12 protein-coding genes are annotated in these 14,421 nt (G+C 72.1%); 3 read left to right on the forward strand and 9 right to left on the reverse strand.

Annotated elements, in window-relative coordinates:
- Positions 1-14: 14 nt before the first annotated feature.
- The 5 genes from GA0111570_RS04385 to hemG all read right to left on the reverse strand — a co-directional run bounded on the left by GA0111570_RS04385 (position 15) and on the right by hemG (position 6,322).
- Entirely contained in the window at positions 15-1,385 is a 1,371-nt protein-coding gene (locus GA0111570_RS04385) for an FAD-binding oxidoreductase (RefSeq protein ID WP_092606832.1), read from the reverse strand.
- Positions 1,386-1,548: 163 nt separating this feature from the next.
- Entirely contained in the window at positions 1,549-2,319 is a 771-nt protein-coding gene (cobF, locus tag GA0111570_RS04390; protein WP_092606835.1) for a precorrin-6A synthase (deacetylating), read from the reverse strand.
- Positions 2,320-2,416: 97 nt separating this feature from the next.
- Positions 2,417-3,049, reverse strand: a complete 633-nt coding sequence (locus tag GA0111570_RS04395) for an alpha/beta hydrolase (protein WP_092606838.1) — start codon at positions 3,047-3,049, stop codon at positions 2,417-2,419.
- Positions 3,050-3,347: 298 nt separating this feature from the next.
- Positions 3,348-4,820: a cobyric acid synthase gene (locus GA0111570_RS04400; RefSeq protein WP_092606841.1), complete on the reverse strand. Its 1,473-nt coding sequence runs from the start codon at positions 4,818-4,820 to the stop codon at positions 3,348-3,350.
- Entirely contained in the window at positions 4,820-6,322 is a 1,503-nt protein-coding gene (hemG, locus tag GA0111570_RS04405; RefSeq protein ID WP_092606844.1) for a protoporphyrinogen oxidase, read from the reverse strand. The genes GA0111570_RS04400 and hemG overlap by 1 nt, the downstream gene beginning before the upstream one ends.
- Positions 6,323-6,522: 200 nt before the next feature.
- On the opposite strand from hemG, the gene pdhA reads away from it, so the two are divergent.
- Genes pdhA through GA0111570_RS04420 form a run of 3 tightly spaced genes read left to right on the forward strand, consistent with a single transcriptional unit; the run spans position 6,523 to position 10,083 of the window.
- Positions 6,523-7,608: a pyruvate dehydrogenase (acetyl-transferring) E1 component subunit alpha gene (gene pdhA / locus GA0111570_RS04410; RefSeq protein WP_217634030.1), complete on the forward strand. Its 1,086-nt coding sequence runs from the start codon at positions 6,523-6,525 to the stop codon at positions 7,606-7,608.
- The gene (locus GA0111570_RS04415) at positions 7,605-8,636 is read left to right on the forward strand and encodes an alpha-ketoacid dehydrogenase subunit beta (protein ID WP_092606849.1); all 1,032 of its coding nucleotides are present in this window, start codon (positions 7,605-7,607) and stop codon (positions 8,634-8,636) included. Before pdhA ends, GA0111570_RS04415 begins: the two co-directional genes overlap by 4 nt.
- A gap of 16 nt (positions 8,637-8,652) precedes the next feature.
- Complete coding sequence (locus GA0111570_RS04420) at positions 8,653-10,083, forward strand: dihydrolipoamide acetyltransferase family protein (RefSeq protein ID WP_092606852.1); 1,431 nt, start codon at positions 8,653-8,655, stop codon at positions 10,081-10,083.
- A gap of 187 nt (positions 10,084-10,270) precedes the next feature.
- Here the strand turns inward: GA0111570_RS04420 and GA0111570_RS04425 are convergent, their stop codons facing one another.
- The 4 genes from GA0111570_RS04425 to GA0111570_RS17585 form a co-directional block, all read right to left on the reverse strand.
- Complete coding sequence (locus GA0111570_RS04425; RefSeq protein WP_092606855.1) at positions 10,271-10,789, reverse strand: hypothetical protein; 519 nt, start codon at positions 10,787-10,789, stop codon at positions 10,271-10,273.
- 62 nt (positions 10,790-10,851) lie between these two features.
- A complete protein-coding gene (locus GA0111570_RS04430; RefSeq protein WP_092606858.1) occupies positions 10,852-12,384 on the reverse strand; it encodes an alkaline phosphatase in 1,533 nt (510 codons plus the stop codon).
- A 183-nt stretch (positions 12,385-12,567) separates the two neighbouring features.
- Positions 12,568-13,239 carry a DUF4282 domain-containing protein gene (locus tag GA0111570_RS04435; protein ID WP_175557312.1) on the reverse strand — a complete coding sequence of 224 codons (672 nt, stop codon included), beginning with the start codon at positions 13,237-13,239 and terminating at the stop codon, positions 12,568-12,570.
- Between the two features lie 94 nt (positions 13,240-13,333).
- The gene (locus tag GA0111570_RS17585; protein ID WP_175557313.1) at positions 13,334-14,416 is read right to left on the reverse strand and encodes a hypothetical protein; all 1,083 of its coding nucleotides are present in this window, start codon (positions 14,414-14,416) and stop codon (positions 13,334-13,336) included.
- Between the last annotated feature and the right edge of the window lie 5 nt (positions 14,417-14,421).

The following is a 14,421-nucleotide window of genomic DNA, read 5'->3' on the forward strand; positions in this document are numbered from 1 at the left end:
CGGTCCGACCGGAATCAGGGTTTGATGTTCTGGTTGAGGTGGAAGAGGTTGTCCGGATCGTACTGGCGCTTCACCTCCTGCAGCCGCCGGTAGCTGACCCCGTAGTTGGCCTCGACCTTCGACTGGTCATCGGACGAGGCGAAGTTCACGTAACCACCGGCCTCCGAGTGGGGGGCGATGGCGGCGTAGTAGTCCCGCACCCACCGCGTGTTGGCCTCGTTCTGGGCAGGATCGGGCCACATTCCGGCGATCACCATCGCGTACGTGGCGTCCCGGTGCCCGAAGGCCGTCGCATCGGCGGCCACGTCCTGGCAAGCGCCGTTGATCGGGTAGAGGTGGACGGTCGAGTTGACGACGGGCAGCTTCGGGCCGTGCTCGAGGTGTGCCCGGATCAGCTCGGGCGAGAGATCGGTCGCGTAGGCCGTCTTCCAGTAGTGCTGCAGTCCGCGGGGGACCAGGGCGTCGAAGGCGCTGTTGAGGGCCGGGTACGGCATCGGCCCGATCATCTCCGCGACCGGTCGGGCGACGTCCCGGAACCCCTGGATGATCTTCTCCCCGTCGTCCGGCGCGCCGGTCCAGCAGGAGACGATCCCCACCAGGGGCTCACCGACCTTGTCCCCGGGTATGAAGGGCAGCGGCGGCGCGATCTGGAAGGCGGGAAAGCCGCCGTACTCGCGGGGCGCGGTCTTGATGAACTCGTTGAAGTGGCTCAGCACGGCATCACCATCGGACAGATCGAAGAACATCGGACCGCCGTAGATCTCGGCCACCGGATGCATCCGGAAGGTGAACTCCGTCACGACGCCGAAATTTCCGCCGCCGCCGCGCAGTGCCCAGAACAGGTCCGGGTTCTCGGACTCGCTCGCGGTCAGCGTGGTGCCGTCGGCCGTGACGACCCGGGCCTCCAGCAGGTTGTCGCAGGAGAGGCCGTGGGCCCGGGCAAGGTAGCCGATCCCGCCACCGAGGGTGAGGCCGCCCACCCCGGTCGTCGAGATGATGCCCCCCGTCGTCGCCAGCCCGTGGGCTCCGGCCACCTCGTTGAAACCTCCCCAGGTCGCGCCCCCGCCGACCCGGGCAGTCCGCCCGGCGGCGTCCACCGTGACCGACGTGAGGCCGGAGAGGTCGGCCACCAGGGCGTCGTCCGCGGTTCCGTAGCCGGGAACGCTGTGCGAACCTCCGCGCACGGCCAGTTCGGTGCCGGTCTCCGAGGCCAGCCGGACGACGGCGACGACGTCCTCCGTCGTCCTGCACGTCACGACCGCGGCAGGGTGGCGGTCGATCATGAAGTTGTAGACCTTCCTGGCCTCGTCATAGCCAGAGTCGCCCGGAGCGACGACCGGGCCCTTCACCGTAGCTCGCAGTTTCTCGAGCATCCCAGCGCTCATGACACCCTCCGACCTGGCCGACGCGGCGCAAACCTCGGGGTGAGCCGGGGCAGCGCCTCGAACACGTCTATGACGCCTTCAGGTTAGGTCCGCCTTACCGAGGTGTCGAGGGTCGCGGGGCCCCAGTTTTGGGAACCTCGCGGCGTCGCTCGTCGGGTTCCGCCTACGGCCTCAACAGGTACGTGTCCATCACCCAGCCGTGCTGCTCGCGCAGTTCGGCGCGCAGGGCGACCAACTCGTCGATGACCTCGGCGAGCCGCCCGGACCGCAGCACCTCGGCAGGGCCGCCCAGGTAGGCGCCCCAGTAGATCGTCAGGTCGGGGTGCTGGTCGACCAGGTCGCGGCAGGCCAGGTGCCCGTCGAGCATCACCACGACGTCGCCCAGGTCGGGGGAGTACTCCTGCACCAGCCGGCGCCCGGTGGTGACATGGATCGAGGTGCCGATCCGGTTCAGCGGGATCGCGTGCCGGGCGGCGAGCAGCTGGGGCGCGCTGATCCCGGGATGGACGCGCACCTCGAACGGGCCACTGGTCTCCCGGAGCGCGTCGACGATCCGCAGCGTCGAGTCGTAGAAGGCCGGGTCGCCCCAGACCAGGAACCCGACCGTGCTGCCCTCCGGAAGCTGGTCGATGATCGCGGCGTACGCGGCGACCCGGGCGGCGTGCCAGTCCCGGACGCCCGCACCGTACGCCGTGCTGTCGCGCTCGGCATCCGGGCCGCGCTTGGGGTCGGGGACCTCGATGAACCGGTACGGATGGGAATCGCCGATGAAGTGCTCGCACAGCGCCCGGCGCGCCTCGACCAGGTCGGCCTTGGCGTCGCCCTTGTCGGCGACCAGGAACACGTCGACCTCGCGGAGGGCGGCCGCGGCCTCGTACGTGACCAGCCCCGGGTCACCCGTCCCGATGCCGATCACCTGCACTGTGCTGATCATGCGGTCATCCTGCCATCGGCCGGGATGATGGCCGCGCCGGTCCGGTGCGGTGACCGGACGGGCTCAGGCCGCGGTGATCGGGCCGGGCGGAGTGCGGTCAGACCGCGGCGATCGCGCCCACGAAGGCGGCAATGTCCTGCGCCTCCTGCTGGCTGATCTCGTGCCCGACGCCGGGGTAGACGTGCTCGGTCAGGTCTGCGCCGGACTGCGCGACCAGCCAGTCGTGGCTGCGGGTGGCCAGGTCGGTGGGGATAACCCGGTCCTCGGGATCGATGCTCCAGAAGATCGGCATCCCGGACAGCAGGCCTTCCGGCGTCTCGAAGCCGGCGTCCCAGGGCAGGGTGCCCGACAGCAGGACGGCCCCGGCGAAGCGCTCCGGGTCGGTGAACAACAGGCCACCGGCCATCGCAGTGCCGCCAGAGAAGCCGAGCAGGACGATGCGGGAGTGGGCCTCGGCGACCTCGCCCAACCAGGCCAGCAGGGCGGCGGCGGTCTCCTTGATCGACTCCTCGCGGGGACGACCGATGCCCTTGTTGTCGAACCAGGTCCAGCCCGATCCGACCGGGATCGGCCCGCGCGGCGCGACCAGGGTCACCGAGTCGGGCATCAGGCGGCCGAGCTTGAGCATCGGCCTCTCGTCGGACCCGCGCCCGTGCAGGGCGACCACCAGCGTGGTGCCGGCGCGCTCGTCCTCCGGGCGCGACCAGTGGGCGGCGGTGATCTGCGACATGCGGGCTCCTGGATTGGTTAGGGTTTCAACCATCGCATGCCGGCTGGGACGTGTCCAGTGGTCGGCTCTCGGAGATCCCTGTACTGAATCCCAACGGTTGCGCTCGATCCCAGTCGTCCCGTCACGAGATCAGTGCGATCGAGGGCCCGTGTTGGGATTCAGTACAGGCCCCGAGCTGGGCGCCTCGAGCTGGGCGCCTCGAGCTGGGCGCCTCGAGCTGGGCGCCTCGAACTGGGCGGCCCCGGGCAGCCCCCGAGCCGGGCGCCTCAGCCACACAGACCCAGGGCCCGGGGGCCGATCAGCCGAGCTGGTCCAGCGCCAGCGCCAGCAGCGCCGGCGCATGCTCCTCGATCGCATCCGCGAGGGAATCGATCATCGTCTCCCGGCGTTCGTCGAAGCCGGGGGCCGAGGGGTCCGGCCGCCAGCCCGAGCCGGCCAGCCCAGCGACCTCGGCCAGGAAGGCGTGCCGGAACGCGTCGTCCTCCATCGTCCCGTGCCACATCGTGCCGAACACCGCCCCGGACCGGGCCCCGTCCAGGAACGCCTCCGCGCCCGGGTCGACCGTGGCGACGCCGTGGTGGATCTCGTAACCGACCACCGGGTGGCCGGCCCATTCCCCGCGCGGGCGTCCCAGCGACTTCTCGGCGTGGAAGACGGTGCTGACCGGCAGCAGCCCCAGACCTGCCTCCCAGGTGCCCGGGGCACCGGCCTCCACGCCGTCCGGATCGGCGATCGTACGACCCAGCAACTGGTAGCCGCCGCAGATGCCCAGCACCGGCCGGCCCGCGGTCGCCCGCTCGGCGAGCACCCGGTCCAGGCCGGCGGTCCGCAGCCAGTCCAGGTCCCCGATGGTCGAGCGGCTGCCCGGCACCACCACCAGGTCGGCGGCGGCCAGCACGTCCGGGCGGGTGGTGACGGTCAGGTCGATGCCCGGTTCGGCCCCCAGGGCGTCGAGGTCGGTGGCGTTCGACACCCGCGGCAGGCGGACGACCGCCACCGACAGCCGCGGCCCGGTGTCCCGGGCGCTCGGTGCGGGCGTGCTGACCTTCAGGGTGTCCTCGCTGTCCAGCCAGACCCCCTCCAGCCACGGCACCACCCCGAAGCAGGCCAGCCCGGTGCGTTCGCTCAGCGTGACCAGGCCGGGCTCGAGCACCGACACGTCGCCGCGGAACTTGTTCACCACGTAGCCGGCGAGCAGGGCGCGGTCCTCGGCCTCCAGCAGCCCCCAGGTGCCGAACACCGCGGCGAGCATGCCGCCCCGGTCGATGTCACCGACCAGCGCCACCGGCAGCCCGAACCGCCGGGCCAGGCCCATGTTGACGTAGTCGCCGGCGCGCAGGTTGATCTCGGCCGGCGATCCGGCCCCCTCGCAGACGACCAGGTCGTACGCCTCCTGGAGCGCCTCGTACGCCGCGAAGGCCGCCGCGACCAGCTCACCGCGACCATGGGCGTACTGGCCGGCCTCGAGGGTGCCGTGCGGTTGCCCGCGCAGCACCACGTGGGAGCGCCGGTCGGTGGAGGGCTTGAGCAGGACCGGGTTCATGTCGACCGTCGGTTCCAGGCGGGCGGCCCGGGCCTGCAGCCACTGCGCCCGGCCGATCTCGCCCGCGCGTCCGTCCGGGCCGGCGACGACCATCGAGTTGTTCGACATGTTCTGTGCCTTGAACGGCGCGACCCGTACGCCGCGGCGGACCAGGGCCCGGCACAGGCCGGTGACGAGCAGGGACTTGCCGGCGTCCGACGAGGTCCCGGCGACCAGGACGCCCGCCATCAGGCGAGGGCGTCGATGATCGTCCGGGCGGCGTTCTGGCCGGACCGCACCACTGAGGAGATGCCCAGTCCGTCGATGCCGCCGCCGGCCAGGGCCAGCGTCGGCAGCTGGCGGGCCAGGTCGGCGCGGATCGCGGCGACGTCGGCCGGCTGGCCGACCTCGCACTGGGGGACGACCGGCCAGCGGACCACCTTCGACTCGCGGACCTCGGCACTGATCCCCGTGGTGCGGTGCAGGTCGTCGGCCATCTGCGCCACCAGCGCGGCATCGTCCAGGTCGTCGATCTCGTGGCGGCCGACCCGGCCCGCGGAGACCCGGACCAGGAAGGTGTTGTCGTCCCGGCCGTCGGCGGTCAGGCGCAGGTGCGGCCACTTGGTGGTCAGGAAGGTGGCGGCCTTCATCGTCCACGGGGCGTCGGAGGGCAGCAGGATGCCGTTGGTCTCCGGGGTGGCCCGCAGCAGCGTCCGGTCGCCGCGCCGGTGGGTGAAGACCTGGTCGGCAGACATCGCCAGCAGCACGTTCGCGATGCTGGCGGCGCGCTGCTTGCGCAGGGTCTCGGCGGCACTGCCGCGCAGCAGTGAGAGCAGGTCGGCGGTGACCTGGGTCGGGGTGGCCAGGACGACCGCGTCGGTCTCGAACCCGCCGGCGGAGGTGCGGACCTGCCAACCCTGGGCGACGCGGGCCAGTTGGCGTACGTCGACGCCGGTGCTGATGGTCCCGCCGTGGGCGACGATGTCGGCGGCCAGGGCATTGGTGAGGGTCTGCAGGCCGTCGGTCCAGGACAGGAAGCCGGGGCCGCTGGTGGTCGCCTTCGGTGTCCGCTGGAGCATCAGGGACTTGTTGTGCTCGGCCGCGGCCACCAGTTGCGGGGCGTTGCCGCGCAACGACAGTTGGTAGACGTCGCCGCTGTGCAGGCTGCCCAGCATCGGGTCGACGAACCGGCGCACCACCTCGTGCCCGAACCGGGAGGCGAGGAACCCGCCGACGCTGATGTCCTGGTCGACCGGCAGCGGCGGGGTCATCCGGGCCAGGAACGGCTCCAGGCCGGCCCGGACCATGCCGGGCAGCGACAGCATCCCGGAGCGGACCACCGGCATCAGCTGGGTCGGTCCGGTCGGGCCGATCCCTGCCGGCATCGGCTGGGCCCCGTGCGGGTGGCCGAGCAGGGTGGTGCCCGGGTGGGAGCCGACAGCGGAGTCCCACAGGCCCAGCTCGCGGACCAGCCCGGCCAGGTGCGGCGGGCGGACGTACACGGCCTCGGCGCCGACGTCGACGCGCCGGTCGGCGAAGTCGATCGTCCGGACCTGGCCGCCCAGGCGGTCGGCGGACTCGACCAGCGTCACCCGGAACCCGGCCCGGGCCAGGTCGCGGGCGGCGACCAGCCCGGACACGCCCGCCCCCACCACTGTGACGTGGCGACCGGCGGGCTGCACCGGACCTGGCTCGGGGGTGACCTGCTGGGCTGCGCCGGTGGGCTCGGTCGGCGAGGGGGTGGGCTCCATGGACTGCAGGTTACCGGCAGCGGTGCGGCGCCGCTCCCCGTGTTTGTGGGAACCCGCCAACTCGCCCCCGGGAGTTCTTGTCGACCCTGTGGAGACGTGGCAACCTACGGTCCCGTAGCCTCAGCGGTGAAGCTACGCCACCGTAGGTTTCGGATTGTTCAGGAGGATGCCGCATGGCGGACCACAGCACGGGCGTACGCATGATCGGGCTGCTCGGCCCCGACGGCGTACGGGTCGAGGACGCTGACCACGCGTACCGGGGAACCGATACCGACATCGCCGGCGCCCTGCGCGACATGGTGATGACGCGCCGGCTCGATGCCGAGGGCACCGCGCTGCAGCGCCAGGGACAGCTCGGCCTGTGGCCCCCGACGCTGGGCCAGGAGGCCGTCGGCGTGGGCACGATGCACGCGATGAAGCCGTCCGACATGTGCTTCCCCACCTACCGCGAGCACGGTGCGGCGCTGATGCGCGGGGTCGACCCGGTCGACATCATGTCGTTGTTCCGTGGCGTCGACATGGGCGGGTGGGACCCGATCGCCACCCGCTTCAACCGCTACGCGATCGTGATCGGCTCCCAGCCGCTGCACGCCGTCGGCTGGGCGATGGGCCTGCAGCTGGAGGGACTGACCGGCAACGGCAAGGCCGATGACGGCGCCGTGCTGGCGTTCTTCGGCGACGGCGCGAGCGCCCAGGGTGACGTCAACGAGGCGCTGGTATGGGCCGCCAGCTACAAGGCGCCTGTCGTCTTCATCGTGACCAACAACCAGTGGGCCATCTCGGTGCCCACCACCCGCCAGACCGTCGTTCCGCTGGCCCGGCGGGGTGAGGGCTTCGGCATCCCGGGCGTACGGGTCGACGGCAACGACGTGCTGGCCGTACAGGCGGTCACCGAGGCAGCCCTCGCGCGGGCCCGCCATGGCGGTGGCCCGCAGCTGATAGAGATGTTCACCTACCGGATGGGCGCACACACCACCTCGGACGACCCGACCAAGTACCGCTCCCGCGCGGAGGAGGACCGCTGGAGGGCGAAGGACCCGATCGAGCGCGTCCGGACCTACCTGATGCGCGCCGGTGCGATCGACGAGGCATGGCTGGACGCCCTGCAGGTCGAGGTGGACGACTTCGCCGCTGACCTGCGCGCCCGCACCCTGGCCCTGGACCCGCCGGACTTCGCCGACTGGTTCGACCAGGTCTACGCCGAGCAGACCGATGAGCTGGCCGAACAGCAGCAGGCCTACCGTACGTACGCCGCATCCTTCGACGACGAGGAGGTGCGCCGATGAGCGCCGCCCGCAGCACCAAGGAGACCACCCGCCGCGCCCCGGTCCTGACCGAGCCGACCACGCTGACCTTCGGCAAGGCCCTGACCGCCGGGATGCGCGCCGCGATGGCCGCGAACGACCGGGTGATCATCGCCGGTGAGGACGTCGCCACCCTCGGTGGCGTGTTCCGGATCACCGAGGGCCTGCTCGACGAGTTCGGCGAGGACCGGGTCCGGGACACCCCGCTGGGGGAGTCCGGCATCGTCGGCACCGCGATCGGGATGGCCATGCGCGGCTGGCGGCCGGTGCTGGAGATCCAGTTCGACGGCTTCGTGTTCCCCGCGTTCAGCCAGATCACCACCCAGCTGGCCCACATCCACTCGCGCACCGCGGGCCGGGTGAACATGCCGGTGGTCATCCGGATCCCGTTCCAGGGCGGCATCGGTGCCATCGAGCACCACTCGGAGTCGGTGGAGAGCTACTTCATCCACACCCCGGGCCTGAAGGTGGTCAGCCCCTCCACCCCGAACGATGCCTACTGGATGATCCAGCAGGCCATCGCAGCCGATGACCCGGTGGTCTTCCTGGAGCCCAAGCGTCGCTACCACATGAAGGGCGAGGTCGACCCGTCCGCGCCGCCGCGTGGCCTGTTCGAGTCGGCGGTCGTCCGGCCCGGCACCGACGTGACGATGGTCGCGTACGGGTCGACCGTCCCGACCTGCCTGGAGGCCGCGGAGGCCGCGGCCAAGGAGGGCAACAGCATCGAGGTGATCGACCTGCGCACGCTCTCCCCGCTGGACCTGGGGCCGGTCGAGGCCTCGGTGCGCCGCACCGGACGCCTGGTCATCGTGCACGAGGCGCCGCAGACCCTCGGCCTGGGCTCGGAGGTCGCAGCCCGGATCCAGGAGCAGTGCTTCTGGTCGCTGGAAGCCCCCGTCCTCCGGGTGACCGGCTTCGATGTCCCCTATCCTCCGAGCAAGGTGGAACGCCACCACCTGCCCGACCTGGACCGGGTGCTCGACGCCGTCGACCGATCCCTCGACTACTGACCCGGAAGGACAGACCATGAAGCGCTTCCCGCTCCCCGACCCGGGGGAAGGCCTCACCGAGGCCGAGATCGTCACCTGGCTCGTCGCCGTCGGTGACGAGGTGAAGGTCAACGACCCGCTCGTCGAGGTCGAGACCAGCAAGTCCCTGGTCGAGCTGCCCAGCCCGTGGGCCGGTCGCATCGTCGAACTCCTCGCCGAGGTCGGCGAGGAGGTCCTGGTCGGCGACGACATCGTCGTGATCGACGACGGCACCGGCGACGAGGAGCCGGCCCGCGAACCCGCCGCGCCGGCCGCGGCCGCTCCTGCCGCATCGGCTCCGGCGGCCCCCGCCGCTGCCGGCCCGTCCGCCGGGCCCTCCACCCCGGCCGCCCCGAGGACCGCTGCCGCCCCGGCCGCTGCGCCGGAGCCGGAGGCGCCCGCCGCCGCCAAGGCGAACCTGGTCGGCTACGGCCCCGAGGCCGCTGCGACGGCCCGTCGCCCGCGCAAGCCCGGCCCCGCGATGGCGAAGCCGCCGGTCCGCAAGTACGCCCGCGACCGGGGCGTACGACTCCGCGAGGTGCCCGGCACCGGACCGGGCGGGACCGTGACGTACGCCGACGTCGACGCCTGGCTGTCCCGGCAGGGCCACCCGACCCCGGCCCCGCACATCGAGCCTCCGGTCTCCCCGGTCGCCGCGGCGGTCGCAGCCGGTGGCGACACCGGGACCGAGCGTGAGGAGCTGTTCGGGCCGCCGAAGCTGTCGTACGGGCGGGTTCCGGTCCGCGGGGTCCGCAAGGCCACCGCGCAGGCGGTCGCCCGGTCGCTGTTCACCGCACCGCACGTGACCGAGTGGCTGACCTGTGACGTCACCGGCACGATGGACCTGGTCGAGAAGCTGAAGAGTGCCCGCGAGTTCCGCGACGTACGGGTGTCCCCGATGCTGGTGGTGGCCAAGGCCGCCTGTCTGGCCCTGCGGACCAATCCGGAGCTGAACGCCCGGTGGGACGAGGAGGCGCAGGAGATCGTCTACTACGGCGACGTGAACCTGGGCGTCGCCGCGGCCACCCCGCGCGGCCTGCTGGTGCCCAACATCAAGGGCGCCGACCAGATGGGCCTGCTCGAGTTGGCCCGCCACTTCGGTGAGCTGACCCATACCGCCCGCGAGGGTCGCATCCAGCCGGCCGAGCTGCGCGGCGGCACGTTCACCATCACCAACGTCGGCGTGTTCGGCGTCGACGCCGGCACCCCGATCCTGAACAACGGCGAGTCCGGCATCCTCTGCCTCGGTGCGATCTCACGCCGTCCCTGGGTGATCGGCACCGGCTCGTCGGAGCGGATCGAGCCGCGCTGGGTGACCACGCTGGCGGTCTCCTTCGACCACCGGCTGGTCGACGGCGAGGGCGGCTCGAAGTTCCTTGCCGACGTGGCGCGGCTGCTGGCCGATCCGGCGCTGGCGCTGCTCTTCTGAGCCCGGCCGGCCCTCCGGGGGGTGGCCGGTCGTCAGGGCGAGGTCCCGGGGTCCGTTCGGATCCCGGGACCTCGTCCGTTCACCGGTCGGTGTCCGGTGCTGTCGGCGTGGGCTGCCGGCGCGGCCCCGCCCGTGACGCGGCGGCTGGAGGCGGCCCCGGCCCGGCGCAGCCGCCGCAGGGCGGCGGCTACTCGTTCACCAGGATCGGTACGGCCACGGCAGCGGAGACAGCCTTTGCGGCGGCCTCCGTGGGGACCGCGATGCTGAACGGTTCGGACTCGCTGGGCGCACCGGTATGGGTGTCCCCGGCCGACTCGTCGGTGTGGTGCTCGAACCGGGAGGTGCCGAGCAGCTTGCCGTCGGCGTCGTAGAAGCCGGCGACCACCTGCAGCTCGAGCAGGGTACTGACGTCCGAGGTGATCCGGACGGCACCGCTCACCCGGCCGTCCGTGAACGCCAGGCCGTTGATCTGGAAGCGGTCGTCGAACGGGCCGGCCGCCCGGATCGCCTGGCCCGGCCGGGGGTGGACCTGCGCCAGCGAGGGTACGTCGGGCTCTCCGGTGGCGGCCGCGAGGCCGGGAAACTCGGTGACCGCAGCTGCCGGGCGGGCCGTGGCGGCCGGCTCGGGTCCGTCGGTGGACGGCGAGCCGGAACAGCCGGCCAGCAGGACGACTGTCAGGAGGGTGGGGGCGAGGAGGGACTTCATCGTTGTCCTGGGGTACGCGGTGGGGGACGGCTCTCGCCGTCCCCCACCTGGTCGTCGGTCGGTCAGCTGACGCGGAGTGCGCCGGTCATGATGTCGAACAGGTCGGTGTTGTCGACCGAGCCCTGCATCTTCTCGGAGCCGGCCCCGTACGCGTAGACCGGGACGTCGGCGCCGGTGTGGTTGCCGGACAGGTAGGACAGCCACAGGCTGGCCTCGGGGCTGCCGTCCTTCACGCCCGCGGCGTCATCGGGGGTGCGGAAGGTGGCCGGGGCGAAGTTGTGCGGGTCGCCCGCGCCGGCACCGTTGACGATGCCGCTGGAGCGGGTGGCGTCCTTGGTGTTGGCGCTGTAGGGACGGGTCGGGGTGGAGTTGTTGGCGGTGTTGCTGCCGTCCACGTTCCCCGGGGGGTTGGCGGCCTCGGCGTTGGTGAAGCTGCCCTTCTCGATGATGTTGAAGCCCGCGCACTCGTGGTCGGCGGTGACGATGACCAGGGTGTGCCCGTCCTTCTTGGCGAAGTCGAGGGCGGCCGCGACGGCGTCGTCGAAGGCCTTGATCTCCTCCAGGGTCTGGGCGGCGTCGTTGGCGTGCGAACGCTTGTCGATCAGTGCACCCTCGACCTGCAGGTAGAAGCCCTTGCCCTGCTTGCCCGCACCGGAGTCGAGCAGCTGGATCGACTTCTGGGTCATCGCGGCCAGCGTCGGCTCCTTCGCCTCGGTCGATGCCGGGGCGTCCTGCTTCGACTTCTCGACGGTCAGGTTGCCCTTGTTGAACAGGGCGAACACCTTGTCGCCCTGCGCCGCGGCCAGATCGGCGCCGGTGGCGACGGTCTGCGAGGCGGGCGAGCCGAGGACGTCGTAGCCCTGGTCCTTCAGGGCCTGTTCATCGGCGGAGTCGAAGCGGCTCAGGCCGCCGCCCAGGATCACGTCGGCGGTGCCGTTGCGGGCGATCTGCTTGGCGATCGGCGTGACGCGCACGTCGCTGGTGGGGAGCTTTTCGCCGGTGACGGCCGTGTCCTGGCAGGACTTGTCGGAGTAGACCGGTCCCTGGCAGCCGCGGGCCAGCGCATGGCTCATCTGGCCGGCCGGGGTGGCGTCGGTGATCTCGGCGGTGCTGACGTTGCCCGTGCGGTAGCCGGCCTGCTTGGCCATCTCCATCACGGTGGGGACGACGGTGCCCTTGGCATCGATGCCGAGCGCGGCGTTGTAGGTCTTCACGCCCGAGGACCAAGCGGTCGCGGCGGACGCGGAGTCGGTGACGTAGTTGGGGCGGAAATCGGCCTGGCCGGGCTGGCCCGACTTCTTCTCGACCGCATAGGTGCTGACGTAGCCCTGGGCCGGCATGGTCTCCATGACCATCTTGCCGTTGCTGCCGTAGAACCGCTCACGGCCTGCGGTCACGTGGGTACGGCCCATGCCGTCACCCAGCAGGTAGATCACGTTCCGGATCTGGCCGTTGTTGGCGCCGGCGACAGACCTGGTGGTGGTGGCGGCGGTCGGCGCGGCTGATGCCGGCGTCGCCATCGCGGAGCCGAGCCCCGAGACGACGAGCGCCCCGGCCGCGCAGGCCGAGGTGATGGTGGACAGAGTGCGCTTCATGAACCCTCCGAAGTGCTGGACGCGGCACCGGAGTGGTGTCGCAGCCTCACCGTAGGGAGGGCCGACGAGCACAGGAAGAACTCAGGTTGTCCTCCCGGTGAACAACGTGTGGCACTTGCGCTGCACGCAGACCTCCAGCAGGTGTCGCGAACGAATGCCCACCTGGATGAGGGCCCCGGAGCCTCAGTCACGCTCGGAAGGCGCGGCTCCCTCGTCGTGCCGCGGCTCGGCGCGCAGCTCGTCCAGCCCCTCGCGGATCGCCTGGGCGTCCTGGGCGACCCGGACGATCGAGAGGAAGAACTCCAGCGACACCCGGACCAGCAGGATCCAGGCGGCCAGGCCGAGTCCGCCGCCGACCAGTGCGCCCAGGCCGGACGCCCCGCTCCACGCGAAGCCGGTCACGATCGCGAACAGCCAGACGATCACCCCGACCAGCACCAGCAAAATGTAGAGGAACTTGGTCACCGCGGGGGTGGCGAACTGGGTGAAGCCCACGTCGAGCAGGGCGGCGAAGGGGTTGTCGTCCTTGGCGGGCGACTCGAACGGGGCCGGCGCCGGGTACGGGCCTTGGGCCTGCCCGGCGGGCGGATAGGGCTGGTCGTACGGTTCGGCCGGCTCGTACGGATAGGTCTGCCCGTGCGAAGGCTGGCCGTACTGGCCCGGCGCCCCGTAGGGCGTCCCGGCCTCGTACTGCTGGGGCTGGTGCCGAGGACCCGGCCGTCCGTACGGCTGGGGCGTGGCTGGGGGTGCGAAGTCCGGGGCCTGCGCTGCGAAGTCCGGGGCCTGCGGGGGGAGGTCCCGGGCCGGGCGAGGGGAGGGCTCGTTCGGTCCGGTCGGGTACGGGTCCTGGCTCATCGGGCTTCCTCTGGTGCGCGGGCCGCCGAGCGGCAGTGGGGGACAGGGTGTCGTCTTGACTCTAGGGGCCGGGCGGTCCGGAGAGGTCATGTGGTCAGTCGAGCGCCCGAATCGCGGCGGACAGGCCGGCCGCCGTGGCCGTACGTGGGACGTACTGCTCCAGCAGGGAGCGCTGGTCCGGGCCGAGCTCGTCGTCCAGGTGGCCCAGCGCCTCGTGCCGGATCCGCACCGCATGGGTCCCGTACAGCGCGGCGAGGTTGACCAGGGCGGTGCTGGTGGTGCCCAGCACGACCCGTGAGCCGACCACGTCGGGATCCATCTCCGCCGGTCCGGTCCCGAGCGCGACCGGGAACCCCTCGTACATGCCGTCCGGGTCGGCCGGGTGCGGGCGGATGACGAAGTCCAGCCCGGCGGCCCGCACCGCGGCCTGGACCGCCTGCAGGTGGTGCCGGTGGTCGGCGGCGTCGAGGACGCCCATCGCGACCCACGGCTGGGCGAGGTACAGCGCCCGGTCCGCCAGGGTCGCCGGCGCCGGGGTCCGGCGGCGGAACTCCTCGGCGACCAGCGGGTTCACCGTCCAGGCCGGCCCGCCGGCCGCGCTCGTACCGGCGGTGCTGCCCGGGCCCGTACGAGCGGGGTGGGGCGTGTGGAGGTACAGCGGCCAGCGTTCGTCGGTCAGCAGCCTGCCGGCGCCGGTCACGGCGAGGGCCCGTACGGTCGGCCAGACCCGGCCGCCGCCCTGGCGTACCCAGGCGTCGCGGCGGGTGCGCCAGGTGCCGTACGTACCCAGTCCCTCGTCGACCACGACGACCCTTGGCCGGTGCAGCGGCTGGTGGGCGACCATCCGGGCCCACGGCTTGATGCCCGGGGCACCGACGGCCAGGTAGACCCAGTCCACGTCGGTCCCGGGGGCAAGGGTGTGCGGATCGGGGTCGGTGCGGACGTCCAGCCGCGGATCGTCGGGCAGGAACGCGACGACGTCCTCGGCCGTGACTGTGGTGCGGCCCAGGAAGCCACCGGTCCCGAGGCTGCGCACGACGAGCGCGCCGGTGCGGGTGGTGAGCAGCTGGCGGACGTACGAGGCGACGTGGACCAGGTGCGTCCGGCTGCGGACCCCGGACAGCGTCACGGCGACGGTGCGGTCGTCGGGCGGGGGGACGTCCTGGGGCTCGCTCACCGGCC

It is taken from the genome of Raineyella antarctica (genome assembly GCF_900092135.1).
Lineage (GTDB): Bacteria > Actinomycetota > Actinomycetes > Propionibacteriales > Propionibacteriaceae > Raineyella > Raineyella antarctica.

Bases quoted from the DNA above. Each gene is read 5' to 3' on its own strand.
- pdhA (WP_217634030.1), top strand. From the start codon at position 6,523: ATGATCGGGCTGCTCGGCCCCGACGGCGTACGGGTCGAGGACGCTGAC.
- GA0111570_RS04400 (WP_092606841.1), bottom strand. From the start codon at position 4,820: ATGGCGGGCGTCCTGGTCGCCGGGACCTCGTCGGACGCCGGCAAGTCC.
- GA0111570_RS04420 (WP_092606852.1), top strand. From the start codon at position 8,653: ATGAAGCGCTTCCCGCTCCCCGACCCGGGGGAAGGCCTCACCGAGGCC.
- GA0111570_RS04395 (WP_092606838.1), bottom strand. From the start codon at position 3,049: ATGTCGCAGATCACCGCCGCCCACTGGTCGCGCCCGGAGGACGAGCGC.
- hemG (WP_092606844.1), bottom strand. From the start codon at position 6,322: ATGGAGCCCACCCCCTCGCCGACCGAGCCCACCGGCGCAGCCCAGCAG.
- GA0111570_RS04415 (WP_092606849.1), top strand. From the start codon at position 7,605: ATGAGCGCCGCCCGCAGCACCAAGGAGACCACCCGCCGCGCCCCGGTC.
- GA0111570_RS04425 (WP_092606855.1), bottom strand. From the start codon at position 10,789: ATGAAGTCCCTCCTCGCCCCCACCCTCCTGACAGTCGTCCTGCTGGCC.
- GA0111570_RS04435 (WP_175557312.1), bottom strand. From the start codon at position 13,239: ATGAGCCAGGACCCGTACCCGACCGGACCGAACGAGCCCTCCCCTCGC.
- GA0111570_RS04385 (WP_092606832.1), bottom strand. From the start codon at position 1,385: ATGAGCGCTGGGATGCTCGAGAAACTGCGAGCTACGGTGAAGGGCCCG.
- GA0111570_RS04430 (WP_092606858.1), bottom strand. From the start codon at position 12,384: ATGAAGCGCACTCTGTCCACCATCACCTCGGCCTGCGCGGCCGGGGCG.
- cobF (WP_092606835.1), bottom strand. From the start codon at position 2,319: ATGATCAGCACAGTGCAGGTGATCGGCATCGGGACGGGTGACCCGGGG.